General features: G+C 71.1%; 8 protein-coding genes. All 8 read left to right on the top strand.

The window, feature by feature from the left end; all coding sequences use genetic code 11:
* Nucleotides 1–32: 32 nt before the first annotated feature.
* The 8 genes from eccB (at nt 33) to ACIRD7_RS33435 (ending at nt 26,441) form a co-directional block, all read left to right on the top strand.
* Nucleotides 33–1,598 carry a type VII secretion protein EccB gene (eccB, locus tag ACIRD7_RS33470; protein WP_403459459.1) on the top strand — a complete coding sequence of 522 codons (1,566 nt, stop codon included), beginning with the start codon at nt 33–35 and terminating at the stop codon, nt 1,596–1,598.
* 476 nt (nt 1,599–2,074) lie between these two features.
* The gene (locus tag ACIRD7_RS33465; protein WP_126397274.1) at nt 2,075–2,410 is read left to right on the top strand and encodes a hypothetical protein; all 336 of its coding nucleotides are present in this window, start codon (nt 2,075–2,077) and stop codon (nt 2,408–2,410) included.
* Nucleotides 2,411–2,498: 88 nt separating this feature from the next.
* Nucleotides 2,499–2,807, top strand: coding sequence for a WXG100 family type VII secretion target (locus ACIRD7_RS33460; protein ID WP_126397276.1), 309 nt, complete (start codon nt 2,499–2,501; stop codon nt 2,805–2,807).
* A gap of 195 nt (nt 2,808–3,002) precedes the next feature.
* Nucleotides 3,003–3,467: a type VII secretion system-associated protein gene (locus tag ACIRD7_RS33455; RefSeq protein WP_384767591.1), complete on the top strand. Its 465-nt coding sequence runs from the start codon at nt 3,003–3,005 to the stop codon at nt 3,465–3,467.
* Nucleotides 3,468–3,497: 30 nt separating this feature from the next.
* Nucleotides 3,498–6,809 (top strand): AAWKG family protein, encoded by a 3,312-nt coding sequence (locus ACIRD7_RS33450; RefSeq protein ID WP_403459458.1) that lies wholly within the window; start codon nt 3,498–3,500, stop codon nt 6,807–6,809.
* A gap of 157 nt (nt 6,810–6,966) precedes the next feature.
* A complete protein-coding gene (locus ACIRD7_RS33445; protein WP_403459456.1) occupies nt 6,967–7,431 on the top strand; it encodes a YbaB/EbfC family nucleoid-associated protein in 465 nt (154 codons plus the stop codon).
* A 2-nt stretch (nt 7,432–7,433) separates the two neighbouring features.
* Nucleotides 7,434–7,805: a hypothetical protein gene (locus ACIRD7_RS33440; protein WP_403459455.1), complete on the top strand. Its 372-nt coding sequence runs from the start codon at nt 7,434–7,436 to the stop codon at nt 7,803–7,805.
* A gap of 81 nt (nt 7,806–7,886) precedes the next feature.
* Nucleotides 7,887–26,441, top strand: a complete 18,555-nt coding sequence (locus ACIRD7_RS33435; protein ID WP_403459454.1) for a hypothetical protein — start codon at nt 7,887–7,889, stop codon at nt 26,439–26,441.
* Nucleotides 26,442–26,824: the final 383 nt, after the last annotated feature.

The following is a 26,824-nucleotide window of genomic DNA, read 5'->3' as shown; positions in this document are numbered from 1 at the left end:
GCACTACTGCAAGAGAACGAGTAGGAGAGGCCGTGCAGTCCAAACGCGACCAGGTACACGCCCACAGTTTCATGATGGGCAGGCTCAGTTCGGGCCTTTTGATGGCCGACCCGGACGCCCCCGAGAGCCCGCTCGGGCGCACCACACGCGGCGTGGCCTTCGGCATGCTGGTCACCGTCCTGATCGGCGCGGGCGCCACCGTGTACGGCCTGCTGCGCCCCGGCGGCAACGACGCCTGGCGAGACGGTGAGCACCTGGTGGTCAACCGCGACACCGGCGCCCGGTACCTGTGGACCGGCACCGACGGCGTACTGCACCCCGTGCGCAACTACGCCTCGGCGCGGCTGATCGGCGGCTCCGACCTGGAGACCGTGGACGTCGGCACCGCTTCCCTGCGCGACGTCCCGGTGGGCGCCCCCGCCGGTATCCCCGGCGTTCCCGACACCGTGCCCGAGCCCGGCCAACTCGACGCCGACGCCTGGCACATGTGCGTCACCGGTCCCGACGGGGCGCTGCCGGACACCTCCGGTGCCGTGGCGAGGACCGGCGTGGAGGAGCCGGGGGCGACGACCGTGGTGGCCGGGTCGCCGCTGGACTCCCGCGGTGTCGGCGGCGACCGCGCCGTGCTGGTGCGCGGGCCGGACGACACCGAGTACCTGGTGTGGCGGGGCAGCAGGCTGCCGCTGGACCGCGAATCCGACGCCCGAAACGCCCTCGGCTACGGCTCCGAGCGGCCGATGCGGGTCTCGGCGGCCTTCCTCGACGCACTGGCGCCCGGTCCCGTCCTGAAGCCGCTCGCGGTGCCGGAGCGTGGTGCGCAAGGCCCCGTGCTCGGCGGTGAGGCCAGCCGGATCGGCCAGCTGTTCAAGGTCAGCGTCCCCGGCGGCGACAGCACGTACCACCTGCTGACCAAGGACGGTCTGGTGCCGCTGACCCGGCTCGGCGCCGCCCTGGTGCTGGGCGACCCGGCCACCCAGAGGGACGCATACGAGGGACGCTCGCCCGAGGTGCGCACCGTCGGTGCCGACGCGCTGCGCGAGCACCGGGCCGCGGACCAGGACCCCACCGCGTCCGCGGAGTTGCCGGACGCGCCCCCTGTCCCGCAGTCCGTGCCGCGCGGTACCGCGCTATGCGCGCAGGTGGACGGCGACAATGGCGGCGTCCGGATCAGGTCGGTGCTGGTGCCGCTGGCCGACCTCGCCCCGGTGGCGGTGTCCGAGGGCACCGCTCAACCGATGCGGCAGGCCTGCGTCCCCACCGACGCCACGGTGGTCAGGCCCGGCAGGGGCGCCCTGGTCCGGGCTCTGCACGCCAGCGGCGCCGCGCACGCCGGCACGACCTATCTGGTGGCGGAGAACGGCGTGAAGTACCGCGTCTCCAGCAAGAACTCGCTGGCCGCACTCGGATACGGGGCCGCGGACATCGGCTCGGTCCCGGCGCCGCTGCTCGCGGCCCTCCCGACCGGCGCGGACCTCGACCCGGCCGCCGCCATGGGCGCCGCGGAGCCCCGGGTTACCGCTCCGCAGTGCGATGCCGCCGACGACCGGGAGCAGGGTGAGGAGAGCGCCCGGCCGGACAAGGCGGACAGCGCGCGCTGATCACTGCAAGGGGTGCATTCAGCGCCGATGAAGAGGAAAAGGGCGCTACAGCAGGGAAATTGAGCCAATCTCGGTTCCGGTGATGTGAAGTCTGTCTCGTCGTCCCGGGATCGGGCGCGGGAAGGACCTCAAACAAAGCTCAGATATTTGGGCCGACCGTGTCCGCGGAATCCCGGGGGAAGCGCTCTCAATGCTGGATACCGTCGCTCCGCGATGCCCGTTCTCCGACTGTGCGTGCCCGCTTTCTGCCCGCATCGCGACGCGGGGTGGACGATGTACCTCGGTACGTCCGGCCCGTTCGGTGAGGCTTGTTCATTTCCCTGAAACCAAGGCACAACTCCCTTGCCACGCAAGAATTCTGAGGTGAGCAGACCGAAGCTCAAATCTTCCCTGATCGCGTTGCGCGGAACGCCGGCTTCTCTTTAGCCTCAGCGAGCAACGTACGACGAGACAGGCCTGTAGGAAGGGAGCGCGACATGGCGGACAGCGCCGCAAGGAAAGCGGACTATGCCAAGGGCTTGGGGGGTGTCTCCTCCCTGGAGTCGGCCCGGAGCCAGGTCGAGAAGATCCAGAACAACGTGGCTGAGATCGCTGCGCGTTCGGGCGTCGGCGGCGACGAGGGCCAGGCCCTGCTGAAGCTCTTCCGCAGCTGGAACGCCGAGGCGCAGAAGGTCGTCATCCAGATCAGCAAGATGGTCGACGCGCTCCAGGAGAACGTGACCTCCGCCAACCGCCTGGCGAAGGAGAACCAGGATCTGACCGAGATCCTCAACAGCAAGACCAGCCAGGGCGTCTTCGAAGCGCTGCTCTGACCGATCCGCAGCACCGGCCCCGTCACGGCGCGGCCGGACCCCTTGAGCTTCCCGGGCCCAGGCGCCCGGCCGTACGAGAGGAGACGTCATGGCCGACGGCATCATCGACGTGCAGTACCCCGTGGTCCGCAACGCCATCGAGGAACTGATGGCTCAGACCCAGCAGATCATCACGACCCTCAACAACCTGGAGGACGAGCTGAAGCCGCTCGTCAACTCCTGGGAGGGCTCGGACCAGGAGACCTACCGCCAGGTCCAGGCGGAGTGGGACCAGGCCACCAAGAACATGGCCAAGCTGCTCGGGGACAACGGCGAGCTGATCCAGACCATCCACGACAACCACTCCCGTGACGAGCGCAAGAGCGCCGATAACTGGGGGAGCGTGCGGGCCCGCTAGGCCCTGGCCGCAGAAGAGTCCCCAGGAGTCCCGGGGAGGCCGTGCCGGGCGCCACTTACGCGGGCGGCACTCTCCGGACCGTCCCGGTGTGCCCCAGCGGCATGCGGGTGCGCCGGCCCGGCCGTCGTCCGTACCCGCGGGCGCCCGCCGGGCCCCCCTATCCCCGTCCGGCACCGAGCGGCAGGAGAGCGTCCCATGGCCGGTGAGAAGGCCGACGTCAAGCATTTCGACCTCAAGCAGATGGAGTACTTCCGGGACAACGAGGTACAGCCCGTCTACACGGCCGCGAAGAAGCACAAGGAGCAGGGCGACGGGTCCCACATCCGCCCGCTCGGCCACCTCATCGACGGGCACACCACACCGGACAACCTCGCCCAGGACAAGCAACTCCTGCGCATCGGCAGGATGGTCACCGAACCCCTGGTCTCGGGTCCGAAGCTGATCGAGGACATCCGCACCGCGGCAACGGCCATCGACAAGCTGCTCGGTGACCAGATGGACCTCTTCAAGGAGTTGAAGGAGGCCCTCACCGAGACCATCGAAGAGGCCAACAAGACCAAGGACAAGAACCTCGACGCGATCGACGCGCAGACACTGCTGCAGACCTTCGACGAGGTCGACACCCTGACCGCCGGCACCACCGGCGAAGACGAGTCCTGACCAGCCGCACAGAATCTGAAAGGGCGCCAGGTGGCCGATCGGTACGATCCCAACTCCGGTGCGAACCTCGACAAGTTCGACAACGCCGGCGATCCGTCGGGCGACACCTGGGCCACCCTGGTCACCCACATCACCGGCTATCCGGTCCCGGACCGCAACACCGTCTTCGACACGCTCCGTTCCGAACACGGCGGCAAGCTCTTCCGGATGGACATCAAGGAGCGCAGCCTCAGCCTGCTCGTCAAGGACTCCGGCTTCCTGACGAACAAGGGCGAGGACTACGACATCTGGTTCTTCGACAGCGGCAAGAAGCGGTCCATCATGCAGGCCCGGATCGTCTTCGAGGGCCGGGTGAAGGACGGCGACAACATCATCTTCGCCGGTCCGGGCTCGGACAACGTCCATGACGCGCAGGTCCGTGAGGGCAACGAGTTCACGGACTACAACAAGGACAAGATGAGCACCATCCCGCTCGCCCGGTACATGAACGGGCCGCGGGCTGCGCTCCTCGCCCTGCTGGGCGGCAACACCCAGGACGCCCGGTTCAGCAACCTGGGCGTGCCCGGGGCCGACGTGGTGGACCTGAATTCCTTCAACACCACGGGCGAGTCCTTCGACTTCGCCGCCAAGTTCTTCAGGGACCACGCGGTGGTGCTGAAGGACTGGGAGGACCGTTTCGGCCGGGACGACGCCAGCTGGAAGGGCGAGGCCGCGGAGGTCTTCCGCAGCCTGCTGAAGAAGATCCGAGAGAACTACGACAACTACGTCGAGACCTTCGACTCCAGCCCCGGCTCCGGCGACGAGACCGGAACCGGCGGCACCGTGTACTCGAAGGCTCTCTCGCTGGGCCGCAAGTACCTGGAGGAGGCGGCGACCAAGCTGCTGGAGGCGTGGCTGGCCTGGGCCAAGTCCCCGTACTACGACCCGCACCAGGTGCTGCGCTACGTACTGGACGACCTCGCCCAGTGGGTCGACGCGAACAACGTCGCCAAGACGGACATCAAGTCGTACACCTCCCGCTACACGACCTCCGTCAGTCACAGCCCGCACGGCGACTTCACCCAGGTGCACCCGGAGTACGGCGACCTCACCGACATCGCCAACTGGAAGAAGGTCGGCGACAAGGCCGTCAAGATCTGGAGCCAGGGCGTCGACGAGTACCTGGGCAAGCCCGCCGCCACGGTGCAGTCGAACCTGAACAACCACTTCCTCGACCTGGGCGACGACTTCTCCGACAACGTGCCCAAGCCGAAGTCGACCAGCACCGCCTCCGAGGAGTACGAGGAGCGCAAGGCCGACGAGGAGCGGGAGGAGATCAACCGGCAGAACGAGGAGAACCGCAGGTACCAGGACGAGCTGCGCGCGGAGCAGGAGCGGCAGCGCGAGGAGGACCGCAAGTACCAGGAGGAACTCCGCGAGGAGCAGCGAAGGCAGCGGGAGGAGGACAAGAAGTACCAGGACGAGCTGCGCGAGGAACAGAACCGCCAGCGCGAGGAGGACAAGAAACTCCAGGAGGAGCTGCGCAACGAGCAGAACCAGCAGCGGGACGAGGACAAGAAGTACCAGGACGAGCTGCGCGAGGAGCAGCGGCGTGAGCAGGAGGAGGCCCAGCGCATCGCCAAGGAGCAGGCTCAGTCCGTGCAGGAGAGCCTCGGCGGTCTCAACGATCCCAACGCCGTCACCGAGCAGAACCTCGGCAACATCGACCAACTGCTGAACCCGACCACGACCACCGAGGGCCTGGGCGACCTCGAACCCACGAGCAGCCAGCAGTTCTTCGCGACCGACCCGCCCCCGGTCACCTCGAACCTGGGCAGCCTCGGTGGGCTGAACAGCGGAGCGGGCGGGACGAACAACAACGCCGCGGGCGCCGCCAACGACGCGATCACCGAGAACCTCGGCAGCCTCGGCGGCCTGAACAGCGGCGGCGGCTCCCTCAAGTCCCCGACCGGCAGCACCACCCAACTCGACGGCGGCAAGCTCACCACCGACTTCCCGGACGGCAGCAGCACCTCCTTCGACCCGGACAGCGGGGTCCTCACCACCACGCACCCGGACGGCAGCGTCACCACGCAGAACCTGGGCGACGGCACCCGGGTGACCAACCCGGACGGCTCGGTCACCTCCCTCGGCGACGACGGCAAGCTGACCACCACGTTCCCCGACGGCACCGTCCAGACCGTCGACCCCACCACCGGGCAGACCACCACCACCGCCCCGGACGGCACCACGACGACCCAGGACCTCGGCAATCTGGGCAACCTCAACGGCCAGGACAGGCTCGGAGACCTCGGCGACATCAACGCCGACCTGCCCACCGAGTCGATCGGTGACCTGGGCAACCTCGGGAACCTCAACGGCGACGGGTCCGGTCTTCCGACTCCGACGGGTGGCAGCACCCAGCTCACCGGCGGCGACATCACCACCGAGTTCCCGGACGGCAGCAGCATCGAGTTCGACCCGGACAGCGGGCTGCTCACCAGCACCAACCCGGACGGCACCACCACGACCACCGACCTCACCCACGGCGCGACGGTGACCAACCCGGACGGCTCCGTCACCCGCCTCGACAACGGCCAGCTGACCACCGAGTTCCCGGACGGCAGCAAGCAGGTCATCGACCCGGACACCGGCATCGCCACCGTCACCGACCCGCAGGGCAGGACCGAGACGGTCAACCTGCACGATCTCAACTCGCGCGGCGACGTGGACAGTTCGGGCCTGCTCGACGACCTCGGCAAGCTGGACGGCCTCGGTGGTGGCGGCGGTGGCGGTGGCGGTGACGGCACCACCACCCGGGACATGTCGCTGTCCGACCTGGGCCTCGGCGGCGGCGCGGGCGGCGGGGCCTCCGGCGGCGGCCTGACCGGGGACGGTTCCCTCTCGTCCGACCTCTCCGGCGGAGGCGGACTCGGTGCCGAGCCCCTCTCGGACGGTGCCGCCGACAGCCTGGGCACCCCGCTCGCTCCCGCCGCCACGGCCGGGACCCCTGGCGCACCCGGCATGCCCGGCAGCCCCGGTATGCCGATGGGCGGCGGCATGGGCGGCATGGGCGCGGGCGGCGACAAGGGCAACGGTGAGCGGGTGCGTGCCGTGCTCGTCGACGCGGCCGAGGAGAGCGAACGCCGTAACCGACGGCGCCGCAGCCCCTGGAACCGCCAGGAGGACGGCGACACCTTCCTGGCGCCGGCCTCCCGGGTGGCGACCACCGGCGGCGAATCCCCCGAGGAGGAGACGGAGCCGGGCCGCAGGGCCACCACCAGCTCCGCCGACTACCTGGAGGAGGACGCGGACGTCTGGGGCACCGAAGAGGGCGGCACTCCGGCCGTCATCGGACGGTGAGCACCGTACGGCCTCGGTGTGGGCTTCGCGCGGAGACGTACACCACGCGTCCCCGGCTTCCGCAGCGGAGGCCTCAACAGGCAAGATCAGCAGGACAGTTCAGGACCGGCCACCACAGCCGGGCGTAGCGAGACCGACCCGGAAGGCAGGAGCGGGCGTGACGGAACCGCTGGAGAAGCGCCTCGAGAAGGCCATGGCCGAACTCCAGGCCGCCCAGGAGGCGATCGCGCGCACCGAGCGCGAGCTGCGGCAGGCGTCGTTCGCGGTGCTCTCCTCCGACCGCGCCGTCCGCGCCACCGTGGGCCCGCAGGGCGAGCTGTCCGGGATCGAGTTCCTGGAGAACAAGTACCGCGACATGTCGCCCCAGGAGCTGGCCGCCAGTGTCCTGGAGGCGGCGAACGCGGCGCGCCTGAAGATGAACCGGCATGTGATGAAGGCGATGGCACCCTTCGCCGAGCCCAGCAGCAACGTGCCGGAGCTGAAGGGCTTCGAGCTGGACTGGGAGCGGATCTTCGGCCCCGAGGTGCTGCGCGACGATGCCGAAGACACCGCGCACACGACGCGCGACGGCCAGGCCACCCCGGCCTGGCGGGACGCGCTCGGCGAGGACGGGGAGGACTGACCATGGGACAGCGCTACTACGTCGACCCGAACCGCATCGAGGCCCTGGCCAGGCAGCTGGAGGAGATCGGCACACTGGCCAAGGGCATCACCGAGGAGTTCCTCGACGAGCTGGCGCCCACCGTCTCCTGGCCCGGCACGGAGGGCGAGTTCGCCGAGAAGGCCAAGCCGCAGGAGCAGAAGGAGCGGCAGACCACCAAGGAGACGATGATGTCCATCCGCGACGCGGTCGTGGGCATCACCGACGCCACGGTCAGCCAGGTCCGCATGATGAAGGGCACCCGCGACCGCAACATCGAGGACGTCGAGCGGGCCAACAACTTCATCGAGACCAACGGGTTGGACGGCGACACGGGCGGGCATGGCCGCCGCTGACCTCCGCACCGCCGGCCGCTCCCGCACCACGCCGGGAGCGGCCGCTCTTTCCTGCCCGCACAGCCCCCAGGACGGCTCCCGATGAGCATCAAGGCATCGCCCGAGGTCAACGCGATGATCTTCATCCTCACCGGGGAGAAGCTCATCGACGCCGACGAGGATCTCGCCTACGAGAGCCGCCGGCCCTACTCCGGACTGGGACGCAAGCTGGACAAGATGTCCGCGCTGATCGACAAGTCGATCCACGACATCGCCGAGGTCATGCCGGACGACCTGTCCAAGTCCTACGCCAAGGCGATGGGCATGCTCATCGACGACGGCGGCAAGAACTACCTGCGCGACTTCGCCGAGCAGCTCGACAAGATCGCCGAGGGCCGACGCAAGACCTCCATGGACATCATGGAGTCCAAGTGGCAGGTCATCGCCGAGGTCATCCGGCTGCTCATCGAGATCGCCCTCTACCTCGCGATGTCCTTCTTCACCGGCGGTGCCTCGGCCAGCCAGATCATGATGGCCAAGCTGCGCAGCCGGTTCGTCATCCTCACCACGCTCACCCATCTGCTCCAGCGGCTGCACATCGCGCCCTCGCTGACCGAGGCGTTCGCCGAGGCGTTCACCACCTTCGCGGTGCGCCTCGCGATGATGAACTTCGCCCCGGACGGCCGCCGCCCCGACGGCTTCGACTGGGACGACATCCTGAAGTCCGCCGCGTTCGGCGCCGCCGCGGGCTTCCTCACCAGCATCTTCGACGACTTCGCGAAGAAGATCGTCAAGAGCTACGACAACAACTACCTCAAGAACGGGCCCGACCTCGAATTCAAGCCCACCCCCAACCCCAACCTGCGCAACACCCCCGACCTCGACTACAGGAACAACACCCCCGACCCCAAGCGGAACCCCGATCCCGACCCGGGCCCCGGCCCGAACGACCGGCCCGACCCCACCCCCAGCCCCAACGGGAACGGTCCGAACCTCACGAACAACACGCCGGTCACCTTCAGGGACGGACCGCTGTCCTTCCGCAACAACCCCGACCTGTGGCGCAACAACCAACTCCTGCGCAACAACGCCGACCGGCCGGGCGCGCTGGCCGGCCACTACGGGCTCAAGGGCACGGCCGACTTCATCGCCGCCAGCGCCGGCGAGTCCCTCGCCGAGATCCTGATCAAGGGCGCCTTCGAGGGCGACTGGTCCACCAACTGGTCCACCTTCGTCGGCGCGGGAATCAGCAGCCAGGTCGAGTCGACCCTCTCCGACGCCGCCCTGAACAGCGGCGCCGAACTGCGCCACGTCATCGACAAGATGCGCAACCAGCCGCCGACGGTCTCCTCCGGTGACACCTCGGACTCCGGGGACACCCGCGACTCCGACACGCGGAACTCCACCGACTCCTCGCGCACTGAGGACAGCGACGGCCCCGACCGCACCGGCGGTCCCTCCACCACGGACCTCACCGGCGGCGCCGGCTCCACCAGCCCGTCGCCTCAACCCGACTTCGCGGAGAACCCGCCGCCGTACTCGACTCAGGACCCGCCGTCCTACATCACCCAGGACCCCCCGCCGTACTCGCCGGGCTCACTGCCCGTGACCTCCGCGGAGAACGCCCTGTGGCAGCAGGTCCACAACGGCCCCGCCGATGTCCGCGAGCAGGCCCTGCGCGACCTCGCCGACCTGCGCGGCACCCCGCTGCCCGGCAACACCGAGATCGACGTCCGCGACACCGTGCACAACAACCTGTCGCAACGGCCCGAGGTCCGGGTGGTGCCCGCCGGGAACGGCCCGGCCGTCCAGGTCGACGCCGACAACGTCCGCCGCGCGCTGGACGGCTTCGGCACGCCGGTCACCGTGGACAGCGACGTCCAGAACTCGCCGGACCCGGATCTGGCAGCCGAGCGGGACGGCCGTACGGCGCCGGTGCCGGGACAGGTGAACAACGGTCCCGTCACCGCGGGCGGTTCACAGAACGCGTCCGCTCCTGGAACGAGCACGGGGGCGGGCACGGGCGGTCGGCCGGCGGGCGCCCCCGTCTCCAACGGCGCCAACCCGGGTCCGTCCACCGCGCAGCCGCCGCAGACGTCGCAGCCACAGGGCACCCGTACGCCCGACGGCACGGCTCCGTTGGACGGTTCGCGGACGACGACGGACGACTCCACGCAGCCCTCGCAGTCGCCGGAGACCACGTCCTCGCCGGAGACTCCCTCTTCCCCGGACACCACGGTCTCGCCGGAGGTCACTCCATCCCCCGAGACCTCGGACTCGACCGACAGCGTCTCCACCCCGGCCCCCGACATCACCACTGATCCGCCGAAGGTGAGCACCACCGGCTCCTACGCCGACACCAGTGACACTGCCGGCACCACCGACGCAAGCAACATCAACGGCACAACCCACGCACCGCCCCTGACCATCGTCGTCTCGGAGACACCACCCCCGGTGGAGGGGGACCCCGAGGCGGCCGAGCTGCTGGACCGGGCCGGGGTCGACCGGGCCGTGGTGCTCGGGCCTCCGGTCACGCCGGACGGGGCGAGCCGCCCGGTTCGCGCCGCCGTCGAACTCACCCGCGAGGGACCGGGCGCCCCGGTTCGCGTCCGCCCGCTGGCCGGTCCTCCGCCCATCGTGACACCGGACGGCGACACCGTCACCACGGTCACCACCGAGACCGCCTTCCCCGGCGCGGACGTCCTGATGCCGCTCGCCGACGCCCTGGGCCCGGCACCGAGCCCCGCCACCGAGAGCTCGGCCACGCCGCCCGCGAAGGTGCTCACCGAGTCCACAACTCCCGTATACGACAACGGAGTCGACCCCGACTTCAAAGTCACGACCGCTCCCCGCCCCACCACCGCCGCGGCCGAACCCCCCACGGCCAAATTCGACACCCTGTCCCGCCCCTGGACCGAAACAGCCACCGACCTGCACCTGGAGTCCGGCGACAGCAACGGAACCGGCGGTCACGCACCCGGTCCCGGCGGCGGACGCGGGCCCGGGAACGACGGCACCCCGCCGCCACCACCCCCGTCCCCTACGCCCGACACCCCCGCGGCGGCACCCACCGTGCCGCCCCCGCCGCCCGGACGTATCGTCGTGCGCCCCGCCAACGACGGCAACGGCCCCACGCCGCCGGCCCGCGAGCCGGCCGTCACCACCCTCGACGGCCACACGGTGCCCCTCGCGCAGCTGCGGCGTCTGGTGCCGGACACATCCATGAAGCCCCAACCCGGGCGTGCCGTACAGACGTTGACCATCTCGCAGAGCCCCGCCGAGGACGGTACGTCGCACAGCGCAGCCCGCCAGGCCCTGCTCGGCCAGGACACCTTCCGCGGTGTGCGCACCACCTCGCGTCCCGTCGGCTCGGAGACCGACACCGCCCAGTCCCCGCCGCGTACGGTGTTCACCGGCCCGCCGACCGCACTGCCCGGTTCGGGCACCGAGCGGGGCGCCGACTACTTCACGGGGCACGGCACCCCTCGTACCGTCACGCTCGGCACCGACGACGTGGCACGCCCCACCGTGAAGGTCAGCGGTGTGCAGCTCGGCGAGGTGCTCAAGTCCTGGGCGCGGGACGGCGATCAGGACCGGCCGCTGGTGCTGTTCTCCTGCGAGACCGGCCGGCAGCCGCAGGTGGCCGGGCTGCCGGTGGCCCAGCACGTGGCGAACCGCACCGGGCGGCCCGTGTATGCGCCGACCACCGAGGTGGGCACGGCCCGGGACGGGAACGGTGACATCCGCCCGGTGTTGACCGAGGGTCCGGACGGGCCGGGACGCTGGCGGCTGTTCACCCCGGAGCCCGACGGCGCCGACCTGGACGGCCTGGCTCGCGACGCCGGCCTGCACACGGGCCCGGAACCCGCCGACGCCTTCGCCCGGGCCCGGACCCTCCAGCAGGTCCGCACCCTGCGCGACGCCCTCGGCACGGACGCCGAACAGCAGCCGGGGAACCGCGAGTTGCTCGCCGGGCTCGCCTATGTGGACGGCTTGCGCTGGCTCAGCCCGGACACCGCCGCCCGCTACGGCGACGGCCGTATGACCCCCGACCTGCTGCGCCGGATGGTCACCGACTGGTCCGGCGCCGACGTCGACCCGGCGACCGGCCCCACCGTCGAGCAGTACACCGACTTCCTGCGCGCCGCAGGCGAGTTGCGCTCCACCGCAGGGCCCGACACCACGCTCGACGCCCTCCTGCCCCCGCCGCCGCCCGCCCTCCCGCCGAACACCCTTGTCTCGCCGGACGACGTGCGCGGTCTTTCCTACGCGCCGTCCGCGCAGATCACCTGGTCGCTCTCCGACACCCCGCTGCCTCTGTCCGAGCTGGGGCTCAGCCCCGAGGACACCGCTGAACTCGCCCGCCGCAGGCCCGACCTGTCGCCCCCGCCGAGCCGCCCGGAGAGCCTCGCCGAAGACCTGCTCGTGCTGAGCAACGGCACCACGACGCCCGGCCCGGCGGACACCGTGCGCGCGGACGGCCGCAACTTCAGACGACTCGACACCCCGGGCGGCGGGAACTGCCTCTTCCGGGCACTGCTCGACAGCGCCCGCAGCCAGGACGTCCCGCCCGCGTGGGCCGCGCGGAACGTCGCCGGGCTGCGCACCATGCTGCGCGACCGGATCACCGGGTCCGAACTCGCCGCCGCGGCGGCCGAGGCCACCCCGGACCCGGTGCTCGCCGTGGTGGACGACCTGCGGATGACCGCCCTCGCGGGGGTGCGCAACCCCGACGCGCGCAGCCGGATCACCGAGCGCTGGAACCGCATCGCACAGTCGGTCGTCACCAACGGCGACGCCCGCCAGTGGCGGCGCATCCTCCGCGACAGCGGCTACCCGCACCTCGCCGTCGTGGCGCCGACTCCCGCCGACGCTCGGAGGATCGGCACCGAGGGACTCGTCGCCGCCGCGGCCGAACACTCGCAGCTGTGGTCCTCTCCCTTCGCCGACCTGCTCCCGCAGGCGCTGGCGCACACCCTCGACCTCGACCTGCGCCTCGTCCAGCCCGACCCGCACTCCTCGGCGAACACTCTCGTCACCACCCTCCACCCGGGCGGCCGGGGAGGCACGCTGCACCTGGCCTACAACGGCAACGACCACTACGACGCCCTGGTCCCGGCGACGGCCCCGCTGACCCCCGTACCGGACACCGACACCACCACCCCGGCCACCGAGGACCCGGCCAGCGCACCGCCGGACGACTCCGACCCGTTCAGCGAGTGGCTGCGCGGCATGGGCGGGATCACCGAACTCGACCGCCCCGACACCGAGACCCCCGACCGGGGCGACCGGGTGCCGCTGGAGACCCAGCTCGACCGGTACCGCCCGCCCCGCCTGCTGACCGGCCCGGACGCCCCGCCACCGGGCCCGGCACCGCGCACCGTCACCTTCGAGGACGGCAGCCGGCTCCCCACCGTCCTGATCAGCCCGGACGCCGATCCGGACGACGGGAACCCGGACTCCCGCACGGCTGACCGGACCGGCCTCTTCAACGGCCCCGGCGTCCTCACCCTGCGCTCACCCGAGCAGGTCGCCCAGGAGATCCTCGGGAACCTGCCGAAGAAGCTGCGCTCCCAGTTCGACGAGGCGGAACTGCTGCGCCTGCTGACCGACCAGCCCGGTGCCTTCACCGCCCCGCGCGGTGCGCGCTTCGTGGGCCGGGAGAAGTCCGGGGTCGGCCACGAGATGATCGTCGAGGCCATCCCGTACCACCGCTGGGAACGCTTCGCCGACGTGGACGGCGGCACCACCCGCCTGGACACCATGCGCCGCGGACAGGCCGGCACGGGCGGCGGCCGCAGCGTCGGCTACGGTCGTCGAATCGCCGCCGCGCTGAGCATGGGACCGCCCCTCAACTGGCTTCTGAAGATCGGCGTCTCGCTCGGCTGGACCCGCCGCACCGACTACTCCCAGGGCACCCAGGCGTACCACCAGACGGAGTACCGCGCCCACGAGGGCTCGCACCTGCACCTGGACGACGTCCACTACCGGGTGCGCGTGGAGCGGGTCACCGAGGCGCCGAGCAACACCCCCGACTCGCCCGGGCCGGGCCCCGATTGGCAGCGCAGATCCGTCCACACCGCCGAGTTCGCTATGCGCGACGGGCTCAGCTGGCGGCTGCCCGACGACCTCACCGTGCCCTTCAAGGGGCCCCGACGGGCGCCCGAGACGCTCACCTTCCCGGACGGGGTCGAGCCGAGGGTCTCCGACACCACCGGACTGCATCTGCCGGACCCGCCGGAGGACATCGCTCTCGCCATCTCCGGTGCACGGCCCGGCAGTTCGGCGCACCGCACGCTCGTCTCGTACGTCCGTCCGGGGCGGCTGCTCGCCCTGTTCGGTCGCTTCTCCGGGCCGGTCAGCGGACCCGAACTGACCCGGGGGAGCGGACAGCATCCGCTCGGCCACCTCGTCGTCGAGCGGTCGATCCCGCACCGGGCCACCCTGGTCGCCGAGTCGGTCAAGGCCGAGCTGCGCGACCTCACCCAGACCACGTACCAGAACGAGCGAGGCCACGTCCGCGACACCCGCTTCGGCGTCCAGGTCACCGCCGGCCCCAACTACACCCTCGTCGGCCCGGAGACCGACGTACGTCTCCAGGGCGGGCCGCTCGTCCGTGGGGACCTCAGCACCGGGCGGGGCCACTACCTCGGCACCGACGCGGCCCGCAAGACCACCGGTCGGGTCCGCAACCACCCGGTCGCGCTCTACCGGGTGGAGCGCACCCTGATGGTGCGCAAGGCCGGCGAGCCGCCCTCCGCGGCCCGCCCGGTCCGGGTGGTCAGCCTGGACTGGATCTCCACCCAGGACGCCCGAAGGCTCGCGGGCTGGGACAGCCGTACGCCCGGCCAGACCGGCCCGAACCCGGACGCCGAGCCGCCGGTGCCCTGGTACCTCACCCGGGAGGATCCCGTCCACCTGAGCGGCCAGGTCCGCGCCGAGGGCTTCCGCCCCGACCGCCCGCAGGATGCCGTACCGAACCAGGATCAGGATCCGGGCCAGGATCAGCACCCGGATCCCCAGCAGAACCAGGAAGGGCAACCCACCCCCCAGGACCCCCTGCGCACCTTCGCGGACACCGTCCTCGACACCCTGCACCGCTCGTACCCGTCGCTGTTCGTCCCGCCGCTGATGCTGCGGCACCCGCGACTGGCGAAGTTCTGGTACGGCGACGGACGGATGCGGACCGCGCTGCACAACGACCGTCAGGTCCGCGAGGCCCTCAACCGGCCCAGCCTGGCGCAGAGCCTGGACGACCTGACCACCACCGGCATCCCGGTCACCCTCACCGAGGACGGCAAGGTGCGCCGCGGCCACCACACGCTGATCCTGCGGGCGAGGCTCACCGACCGGCGGTTCGAGACCACCATGAGCGAACGCTCGCTGCGCAACGCGGTCATCGGCACCGAGGTCTCCGGCCAGGGGCAGCAGGCGTCCAGCACGCTCTCCGGCGGTGTCGAGCTGGGCATCTCGCCCCGCGACCACGACAAGGTGCCCGAAGCCGGACTGCCGCGCCAGACCGGCAACGTGTCCGTGGGCGCCCGCTACGCCAGGACCGACCAGAAAGCCACCCGCAACACGGTCGCGGTCAACCACGACCACCTGATGTTCCAGAACGGCGCCGACCTGTACAGCTACCAGGTGGAGCTGGGCGCCACCTTCGAGGGCCATCGACGCCCGCGCGGCTGGGCCAGGCTCGCCTCGGTCGGCCTCCTCGGCGCCGGCGTCTTCGTCAGCAAGGCCGAGGAACGCCCGCTGTTCGCCCGGGGGAGCGAGACGGTGGGCCGGGTGGAGCTGGCCGTACCCATGGCGCACGGCTCCGACCGCTACGCCCCCGCCGACCCGACGCCCACCGGGGCGGCACCGGCCACCGACCCCGCCCCGCAGCGGCTCTCCTCCACGGAGGCCGACCAACTCCTCGACGGCACCCGCCCGTTGCCGAGGTCGGACTCGGCCGACCGACGGCTCGTCCGGAAGCTGCTGAGCGCCCCGCACGTGGTGCTCAGCACCGAGGGCGGCACCCAACGCCAACAGCTGATGCAGGACACCGCCGACCGTGCCTCGGGCACCTCCTGGCACGTCAGCGCGCCCGGCGCCCCGGTGCGCAGCGCGCTGCGCCGCGCGATGGCGAACCTCCACGTCGCCGGTCAACTCGGCCAGTATCTGGGCCCGTTCGGCTCCCGGATCACCGGACTCAACGGCGCCGGACCGTTCCAGACGCACCACGTGAAGGCCGCGGTCCGCGGCGCGCTGGACAACCTCCGCGTCAAGAGCGACCCGAAGCCGGCCACACTCGAAGCCACCATCGGCAACGAGCACCGCATCGCCGGCAGCGCGAGCACCGTCTCGCGCACCACCGTCGGTGTCCAGGGCGCCGACATGCCGCTGCAGCAGGCCCCCGGCCAACCGGCGGTGGTCGGCTCCTACTCGACCGCCCTCCAGTACGCCTGGGGCAAGGGCCGCAGCGTCGCGCAAACCCTCACCCGGGGACGCAACACCACCCTCGCCTACGGCGGGCGGATGTACCTGGTGGTCGCCGACGCCGCCGAGACCGTCGCCGTACGGGACAACTGGACAGCCGCGATGGGTGCGATCGGCACCAAGGCCGGGGCCAGGATCAGCTCCGCCGCCGGGCGGCTGTCCGAGCGCCTCGGCCGAAGCCTCGCCCCGCGCCGGGCCGCCGCCGCGCTCCACCGGGTCCGCGACGCGGTGATGTTCCACCTGCCGATGCAGGACGTCATCGAGGCCGGGCTCGCCCCCGACGGCCTGGGCACCACCACCCCGCGCAACCTCGGCGGCGGCTACCGCCTGCCCCCCTTTCTGCGCGGCCGCCGCTTCCCCAGCCACCCCAGCGGACAGCTCGACGCGAGCCACGCCGCGCAGCAGCTGACGGGACGGCTGAAGAAGATCGGAGTGCCCTCGCACGACCGGGAGCAGGTGCTCCAGCGGCTCTCCCCGGACTTCCTGCGCGCCCATCTGCACGAGCTGACGACCGACGGGATGACCCTGCCGGTCCGCTACCGCACCTGGTCCAGCCCGACCCGTCTGCCGGTCGGCGGCAGCCCCGGACAGCTGCGGTTCAAGCTGACGCCGATCACCACCACCGTGGAACGGCTGCGCACCGGCTACGAGTTGGAGGACTACCGCACCACCGCCCGCGACGACTCCGGCGCCACCTCCCAGGACCGCGGCGGCGACGTGACCCTAGGCGTCGGCCAGCGCGCGGCGGACAGCGGCGTCCTACTCGCCAACCCCTCGCTCCAGGGCACCGCCGCCAAGGGACGGTCGAGCACCCGCACCGACACCACCGGCAACACCTCGATGCCGAACATCGCCACCACCCAGGCGCACGCCGAGATCGTCACCAGCTACGTCCTGACCGTCACGATGACGGACGCGACCGGCCAGACGCTCTCCCCGCGCGCCGTCGCGTCGGTCGGCACCCTCAACGAGATCGTCCCGGCCGGCCTGCTCACCCCCACCGGCGACGGCGCCGACGGCGCGCTCACCGAGGAGGACGTGCCCGAACCGGAGCGCGCCGTACGGATGCTGACGGTCGATCAGGCCCGACCCGAGGGCATCGCCGCCTGGCGCGGCGACTCCGAGGCCTCCGACGTGCTGCCGTTCGACGACCGCCTCGGCTCCGGCATCCTCGCCGTGGACATCCGAGGCGCCGCCAACGTGCAGGACGCCCTCACCCTCGCCACCGCCCGAGCCGACGGCCTCGGCGACGGCGACCTCGGCAAACGGCACACCGGCAACTCCCTCACCGAACGCGTCCGCATGGCCCGCCTCACCCCGCTGACCGGCCTCGGTACCGCCCCCGCCCAGGCCCAGCAGGAGGCCACCAGCCAGGTCGGCCTGACCGCCGGCTTCCGCGAGGCGCTCACCGCGAACGGCTCACCGCTGCCCGCGCAGGCCTCCGCCCGCCTCTTCGGCCAGTCCCACACCGCCGAATCCCGCCTCTACGCGAAGATGCACCGCGGCGGCGCCAGGCTGCTCGCCGTCGAGAGCAAGCCGCGCATGGAGGCCATGCAGCGCTCGAAGACCTCCGACGCGCTGGAGGCCGGCATCACCGACAGCGTCGAGGGCGTGGTCGGCACCGCGCCGCTGGCCGGCAACAGCAACGCGGGTGTCATGAACCCGGGCGCCTCGGTCCCGATCGGTGGCGCGACCGACGGCACCGCGCTCAAGGGCACCGCGGACACCACCCTCGGCATCCACCTCAAGGTCGTCACCGACCGCAGCATGCTCTTCGCCGTGCCGGTGAGCTGGCTGTCGGTGGCCGAGGTGGACCACGGGATCACCGACAGCCGCCCGCTGCACGCGCTCGGCAAGGCCAAGCGCGGCCCGCGCGCCGCCGAGGCGGAGACCACCGCCCTGGTCTGGCTGCGCGAGGACATCGCCCGCGACTACGGCCTCCTGGACGACACCTCGTTCCCCGACGAGGTCAGCAAGGCCTGGGACGACCTGGTCAAGGCGGCGGGCGACCTCGCCGCGGCCGAGAAGAACTACTACGACGCCCGGGCGCGGGCCCGGGAGACATGGCTGGACCTGAACCCGGAGGAACAGGCCGCACTCGGGGACGGCAACCCCGACCAGGCGACCGTCCTGCCGCAGGCCATGGCGCAGTCCCCGGCCGTCGCCGCCTGGCAGGCCGCCCGCGAGGAGGTCCGCCGCTGGGAGGGGCACACCGACGCCGCCGCCGCGGACCACCACCGGCTGCACCTCGCGGCCTCCCGAGCCACCGCCCACCACCAGGGCCGGGCCACGGTCCCGGTGCCGGACAGCCCGCAGGAGTACACCGAGCCGGACTGGCGCTCCGAGGCGCCCGAGCCGTACACGATCACCGACGGCACCGACTCCGCCCCGCGCACCCTCACCCCGCCGGACGGCACCACCGTGCGCGACGTGCACGACATGCCGCACGACGGCGCCTCGTTCTTCCACGCGCTCATCGCCGTCGCCCAGGACCGCGGCCGGCTGCCCCACCTGCTCGGCACCGACCTCGCGGCCCGCTTCACCGCCAACCCCGGCGACCCGGCGATCACCGAGCGGGCCGTCCGAGCCGCCCGTAACCGCCTGGCCTGGGAACTGGGCCAGGACGGCAACGAGGACCTGCTCGACTCCCTCGCCCTGGATGCCGAGGACACCTTCACCCAGGACGAACTCGACTTCGCGCAGGTACGGTTGACGCCCGCCCAGCAGGCCGAGTTCGACGCCCTCGGCCGTCTCCCGCTGACGTTCTGGCCGACCCCCGCGCAGCGAGTGGGCCTCGCCACCGCGGCCATGCTCCGCCCGTTCACCAGCGAGCCGCAGCCGGACGGCACCGGCCGACCGGACGGCGAACCGGCCCCGCCCGAGCGCCGCGCCGGCGACCACGGCGGCGCCGACCTGCTGCCCGCCCTCGCCGCGCGGGTCCTCGGCACCCCGGTCACCGTCGTGACCGGTGAGGGCCGCGAGCAGACCTTCCTCCCGCACGGCACGGATCCGGCCGCCGTCAACCCGGCCACGGATCCGGTCCTCTTTGCCGCCGACGGCTTCTTCCACGCCACCCTGCCGCCCGGCACCCCGCCCCCGGTCGCCACGGCGCTACCGGCCACGGCCGACATCGATACGGGCTCCGGGACTTCGGGCAGCGCCGGCACTGAGACCACCCCCACGCACCGCAGCCACACCACCCCGCCCTGGCACCCGCCCGCCGATAGCACCGGCCCCCGCTACGGTCTCGACCGCGACGGCGTCCTCACCGCACCGGACGGCGCCACCTACACCCAAGGCACCCCCACCGGCCGCGGCAACGGCTTCTTCGGCGCGCTCTCCTCCGCGCTGCACCACGCTGCCCAACAGCCCGGCCTGGACCGCCACGAGGCGAATCGACTGCGCCTGCGCGCCGAGGCACCGCCCACCCGGCTGATGCGCCTGGGCGGCCTGCCCGGCACCCGCGCCGAACGCGACTCACTCTTCACGCCCCCGCCCCTCACCCTCCGCCCGGGCGCGCCCCCGCCGAGCCAGGACGCCCGCGACGGGCACCTTCGGCGCTACCTCGCCGATGCCCCCTGGACCCCCGGGGCCGACCGTGCGGTGGCCGAGTGGGCCGCCGCGGCGACCGGCACCACCGTCACCCTGGTCGAGGAGAACGGCACCGCCCACACCTACCCAGGCCCGTCCGGCGAAGCCGGCCCGCACATCCGGCTCCGCCGCCGCGGCGGCGACTTCGTCCCGCTGATCCCGCGCACGCCGGCACCCGCGCCGGCCCCGCCCGTGCGGGACCAGGACCCGGCTGCCATCCCGTTGCCCGAGTCCCCGCCCGGCAGCCCCCTCCCTGGCCTGCAGGGCGAGGAGGAGGCGTACGAACTGAGCACACTGTCCGGAGCCGACGAGGCGACGGACGCAGGCGCGGACTCGGACGTCGAGATGGACCTGGGCTCCGACTCCGACTCCGAGAGCGAGCAGGCGACCGTCCGGACCAGCCCCGAGTACGAGTTCGCCGCCGAGTTCGCCGACCTGCTGGACGAGCCCGAACTGCGGGCCGACGCCCTGCTGAACGTGGTGACGCGCCGCAACGAACGACTCGGCGGCTTCCCGGACGTCGCGTTCGACAGTGCGTTCACCGAGCACGCGGGCATCGGCGTCCCCGAGGCCCTGGACGCGGCGGAGCAGGCCGGCAGGCTGGCGTCCGAGGAGTACGACCAGCTACGGGAGGCGCTCGGCCTCGGAACCGGCACCCCCTTCACTCAGACGCGCCCGCCGGGTACCTCCCAGCGGGACCGCGAAGTGACGCTGCGCATGCTGGACCGGGTGGCCCGCATGGTGAAGGAAGTGCTCCGGAAGCCGGACCGCCAGGCGGACGCCCAGGTCACCCCGCACATCGCCGTCGGACTGCTGCCGGACGGCTCGCTCGGCATCGCCGGCAACACCGGCACGAAGGCGCTCACGGCGGACGAGGCGGCCCTGGTGGAGGACGAACTGCGCTGGTTCGTCTCCGGCCAGGAGCCGGGCGGCACCGGGCGGCAGCGGGAACTGGAGAAGTGGTCCCGGGACGAGGAGTCGCACCGGCAGTGGTCTGCGCGGCTGGACCAGGGGCAGCGCGAACTCGACCAGCGGTCCCAGGAGCAGGCGCAGCTGCGGGGGCAGCTGGAGCAGAGGTACGACTCGGGCGTCTGGGACGAGGGCCTTCAGCGGCAGTGGGACACCCTGCTGGAGGAGGAAGCGGCCGCCCAGCAGGAACAGCAGCGCCTCACGACGGAGCGGCAGCAGTGGCGCCGGGACGAGCGGTGGCTCGCACGCAGACGGCCGGGTGTCGCACGGGACATGCGGGATCGCACGAAACTGCGCGCCCTGGCCACCGGCTGGTACCGGCTCTACCACCCCGACTCACCCGAACTCGACCTGGTCAAGCGGGCGTTGGCGAGGCCCCGCATCCTCAACGTGGCCGGCCGGGACGGCACCCCGGCGGCCGGATCGTACGGCTCCGAGCACGGCGAGCTGACCCTCCTCGGGCACTGGGTCGAGCACTGGGAGAACAACCCGGGCGACCCGAACGCCCCCCAGACGCTGAACCTGGGCGGATTCAAGATGGCCTGCGCCTCCTGCGACCTCGCCTACCAAGCCGTCAACGAACACATCGGCAACCCCCTCGGCCACCAGGTGCAGGCGTCGGGCACCCACGGCATGTTCTTCCCCGGCTGGCGCATGCCGCAGTGGATGCGCGAGCGGCCCCAGCTGCTGCAGCACATCAGGGACAACGCGGAGAACATCGGCGCGTACCTGGACCAGAACGGGGTGCTCCAGGGCGCCAGGACGGCGAACGCGAACGAGCAGTATCCCGCCGGCTCCTCGTCGGAGTACGAGTCGGGCGAGGACGAGATGGACACGGACACCGTGCCTGTCTCCACGGCACCGGGCACGGACGCTGTAGGCCCGCGTCTCCCGCAATCCCCGACACCCACACCGACCGACCCCACGGCCACCCCACCCGCCCCAAGAGGCCGGCGGGACAGCCGCCCCCGCTTCGTGGTGCGCTCCGGCTTCGACGCGCGCCGGTTCTCGTTCGGCGGTGAGCCGGTCACCGACCTCACGGTGCGTCTGGCGCTACGGGGCCCGCAGGACGAGGTCGCACACGTACGCAGGCAGCTCGACGCAGGCGTGCGGGAGTTGCTGAACAGCCCTGCCTACCGCCTGCCCAACGGCGACCGCCTGCACGTCACCGTCGAGCACGTCGACCCGGCCGACTCGCCTCACCTGACGGTGGACCTGGCGGGCCGGGACCGGGCCATGAACCAGACGACGTGGTGGGCGGATGCTGCCCCGGCACATCTGGTGCACGAGCTGACGCACCAGTTGGGTCTGCGGGACGAGTACCGGGATGCCGACTCCCCGCACCGCCCCCACATCCCGGGCAGCCTGCTGGGCGATCTGAACGAGCCGCCGGAGGATTCTTCCCTGGCTGTGGCCGGTTTGCGTGGCCGTCATCTCGACCTCCTGGCCGCCCAGATCGGCGATGTGACGCCACAGCCTGAGCAGGACGACCAGTCCTGGGAGTCGGCGCGCTCTGCTTCCACACCGGTGCCTCGTAGGTCGGTGTGGGTGGATCCGGTCTCCCTGCCCAGGTCGACCGAGTCCGATGTCCCGGCTCGTATGCCGCAGGACGCGGAGACCATTACCCCCTTCAAGTCGGGGAACTTCGAGTTCACGAATTTGAAGCACACGAATGAGAAGTACCGCGACAAGGCGGTCCGGATCATTGATCTGTTGCGGAAGCACGACACGATCGCGGATTACATAGGCAATCGTCCTTGCCGTATCACGCTACATCTGCGCACGACGGAGACCCCGGCCGATGTGATCGACCGTGGTGACGATGGCGTGGACATCAATCTCGCGAGTTACTACTTCGAGAAGTACGACATCGGCTATGTGATGGGCATGTTGGCCCATGAGATCGGCCTGCATCCCCTGGCCTCGCGGAACACGAACATCCCGGATGAGGAGTCGATGTTCGAGGGCGTTCCGCTGGCCGTGCCGGGGCTGGCGGATCTGAAGACGCCACGGACGATGAGTACGGAGGGTGCGGGGCAGGCCGATCACATCATGGCGGCCTTCCCGAGCAGTACCCGGCACGGGATCTACCGGGACATCGTGGTGAAGATGGCGGGCGTGTTGGCGCAGGACGCCCGGACCGGGGAGGAGGGTGCCAAGGCCAAGGACGTCACCGATCTGATCGACACCTATCTCATGGATCTGGCGACGATCGCGGTCACGAACGACCGTCGCAAGGACGCGGCGTGGGAACCCCGGAACACGGCGCGGGTCTATAACGCGTACAAGGAGATGTTTGTCGCGCAGTTGGCGCAGGACAGCCCGGTGCGTGCACTGCTGCCGGCGGACAAGAGCTGGTACAACGTGACCGGCAATTTCCTGGGTCTGGGTTCCAGCTTCACGTTCAACAACCAGGGCGACAGCATCCAGACCGGCACCGACCCGGGCGAGGCGCGCCCACGGCTGCCTCAGCCCAGCCCCGACACCGTGCCGCGGCAGAACCCCGAGCCGAAGCCGCAGGGTCGGCTCGACCGCCGTCCTCGGTACGTCGTTCGCTCCGGCTTCGACGCCCGCCGGTTCTCCTACGACGGTGAGCCGGTCACCGACCTCACCGTCCGCGTCGCCCTTCGAGGCGCCGATGCGACGCAGGTGTACGACCGACTCACGGCAGGCGTGCACGAGTTCCTGAACAACCCCGGCCACCGACTTCCCAACGGCGACCGCCTGCACGTCACCGTCGAACTGGTGCAGCCTTCGGACTCGCCTCACCTGACCGTGGACCTCACCGGACGAGACCGGGCCATGGACCAGACGACCTGGTGGACGGACGCCAGCCCGGTCCACCTCGCCCACGAACTCACTCACCAGCTGGGCCTGCGGGACGAGTACCGGGACGCCGACTCCCCGCACCGCCCGCACATCCCGGGCAGTCTCCTCGGCGCCCTGGACGAGCAACCCGAGGACTCCCTCGCGACTGCCGGCCTGCGTGGCCGACACCTCGACCTCTTGGCCGCCCACATCGGCGATGTGACCCCGCAGCCCCAGCCCGACGACCAGACCTGGGACGCGGCCCGAACGAGCACCACACCGGTGCCTCGCCAGTCCGTCTGGGTGGACCCGGTCTCCCTACCCCGGCCGGCTGAGTCCGGGGCCGAAGTCCCGGCCCGTACGCGACAAGACGGGACACCGCAGGAGGGGACCCTCACTCCCTTCAAGTCGGGGAACTTCGAGTTCACGAATCTCAAGCACACGAACGAGAAGTACCGCGACAAGGCCATCAGGATCATCGAGCTGCTGAGGGACCACCCGACGATCCGCGACTACATCGGCAACCGCCCCTGCCGTATCACTCTGCACGTGCGGACCACTCAGACGCCGGCCGACGTGATCGACCGTGGCGACGACGGTGTGGACATCAACCTGGCCAGCTACTACTTCGAGAAGTACGACATCGGCTACATCATGGGCATGCTGGCTCACGAGATCGGTCTGCACCCACTCGCCTCCCGGAACCCGAACATCCCGGATGAGGAGGCCATGTTCGCCGGCGTTCCGCTCCCGGTGCCCGGACTCTCCGATCTGAAGACGCCGCGCACCATGAACACCGACAGCGCGGGCCAGGCCGACCACATCATGGCGGCCTTCCCCAGCAGCACCCGGCACGGGATCTACCGGGACATCGTCCTGAGGATGGCCGACATGCTGGCCCGCGCCGCGCGATCCGGCGCGGACGGAGCCAAGGCAACGGACGTCACCGACCTGATCGACTGCTACCTCATGGATGTCGCCTCGATCGCGATCACCAGCGACTACCGGATGAACGCGGCCAAGGAGCCCGGCAACACCGCCAAGGTCTACAACGCCTACAAGGCCCTGCTCGCCCAGCACATGGCCGAGGACAGCCCCGCCCGCCCCCTCCTGCCCGCGGACAAGGGGTTGTTCGGCGTCGTCCGGGACTTCGCCACACTCGCCACCAGCCTCGCGACCAACAACCGCGGCGACAGCATCCAGCAGCCCATCACGACCGAAGAGGCCCGCCCACGGCTCCCGCAGCAGACCGAGGTGCCCGCACAGCAAACCCCCGCGGCGACACCTCGGTTGCGTGGCCCGCGCGACGATCGCCCCCGTTTCGTGGTGCGGTCGGGCTTCGACACGCGGCGGTTCTCGTTCGAGGGCGAGCCCACCACCGACCTCACGGTACGGCTTGCGATACGGGGGCCGGCGGACCAGGTCGCACACGTACGCAGTCAGCTCGACGCGGGCGTGCGGGAGTTGCTGAACACCCCTGCCTACCGCCTGCCCAACGGCGACCGCCTGCACGTCACCGTCGAGCACGTCGACCCGGCCGACGACCCGCACTTGACCGTGGACCTCGTGGGCCGGGACCGGGCGATGGATCAGAACACCTGGTGGGCGGACGCCGACCCGGTCCACCTCGCCCACGAACTCACTCACCAGTTGGGCTTGCGGGACGAGTACCGGGACGCCGACTCCCCGCACCGCCCACACATCCCGGGCAGCCTGCTCGGCGCCCTGGACGAGCAACCCGAGGACTCCTCCCTCGCGGCTGCCGGTCTGCGTGGCCGACACCTCGACCTCCTGGCCGCCCACATCGGAGACGTGGCCCCACAGCCCCAGCAGGACGAGCAGACCTGGGCCGCGGCCCGCTCCGCGACAACGCCCGTCCCGCGCCAGTCGGTGTGGGTAGACCCAGTGTCCCTGCCCCGGTCCACCGAGTCCGGGACCGATGTCCCGGCCCGCATGCCGCACGACGCGACGACCGTCACCTCCTTCAGGTCGGGGAACTTCGAGTTCACGAACCTGAAGCACACCAACGAGACCTACCGCGACAAGGCCGTCCACATCATCGAGCTGCTTCGCAAGCACGACACGATCCGCGAGTACATCGGCAACCGCCCCTGCCGCGTCACCCTGCGCCTGCGCACGACGGAGACGCCGGCCGACGTGATCGACCGTGGCGACGACGGTGTGGACATCAACCTGGCCAGCTACTACTTCGAGAAGTACGACATCGGCTACATCATGGGCATGCTGGCTCACGAGATCGGCCTGCACCCCCTCGCCTCCCGGAACACGAACATCCCGGACGAGGAGTCGATGTTCGAGGGCGTTCCGCTGGCCGTGCCCGGCCTGACGGACCTGAGGACGCCGCGCACCATGAGTACCGAAGGCGCGGGCCAGGCCGACCACATCATGGCCGCCTTCCCCAGCAGCACCCGGCACGGGATCTACCGGGACATCGTTGTGGGGATGGCACAGATCCTGGCCGAGGACGCGGTGAACGGGGAGGGCAACGCGACGTCCAAGGACGTCACAGACCTGATCGACTGCTATCTGATGGACCTCGCCTCGATCGCCGTCACCAACGACCACCGGATGAACGCGGCGAAGGAACCCGGCTACACGGCCAGGGTGTTCAACGCCTACAAGGCGGCGTTCCTCGCCCAGTTGGCGGACGACTCTCCGGTGCGGACCCTGCTGCCGTCGGACAAGAGCATGTTCGGCGTGATCAACGATTTCCGCCGCATCGGCACCTATATCGCGATCAACAACCGCGGCGACAGCATCCAGCAGAGCGACGACCAAGCATCCTGAGCCCACCCGGGGATCGGCGGCCGTAGTCGTTCCTGATCACAGGGGAGGTGCAGGGTGGTCCTGGAGGCGCGGTCGGGCCCGGATTGGTGGAGGGCGCGGTGCTTGAGCATGGCGCGCAGGACGTCGACGCGGCGGCGGCCAGGCAGATGAGGGCTGCGTTCAGCGTCGGGTTGTTGCCCGGTGGCGTCTGCGCCCGTGGGACCGGGTCCCCCGAACGTGACGCCCTGGGGCAGGCACCGCGATGGGCCGCAGCGGTGCGCGCTGACAACGTCACCCGGCATACAGACCATCTCCTGCTGTCGATCGAGGTCTGGCTTCCTCGGAGCAAGCAGGTGCCCTGCCCTGCTCGTCTGGCGGAGTCAGGGCAGGGCCACTGGAGCACC

The organism is Streptomyces sp. NPDC093568 (genome assembly GCF_044764945.1).
Taxonomy (GTDB): domain Bacteria; phylum Actinomycetota; class Actinomycetes; order Streptomycetales; family Streptomycetaceae; genus Streptomyces.
The sequence above is the reverse complement of the archived record's forward strand: the minus strand, read 5'-3'. Positions and strand labels throughout refer to the sequence as shown.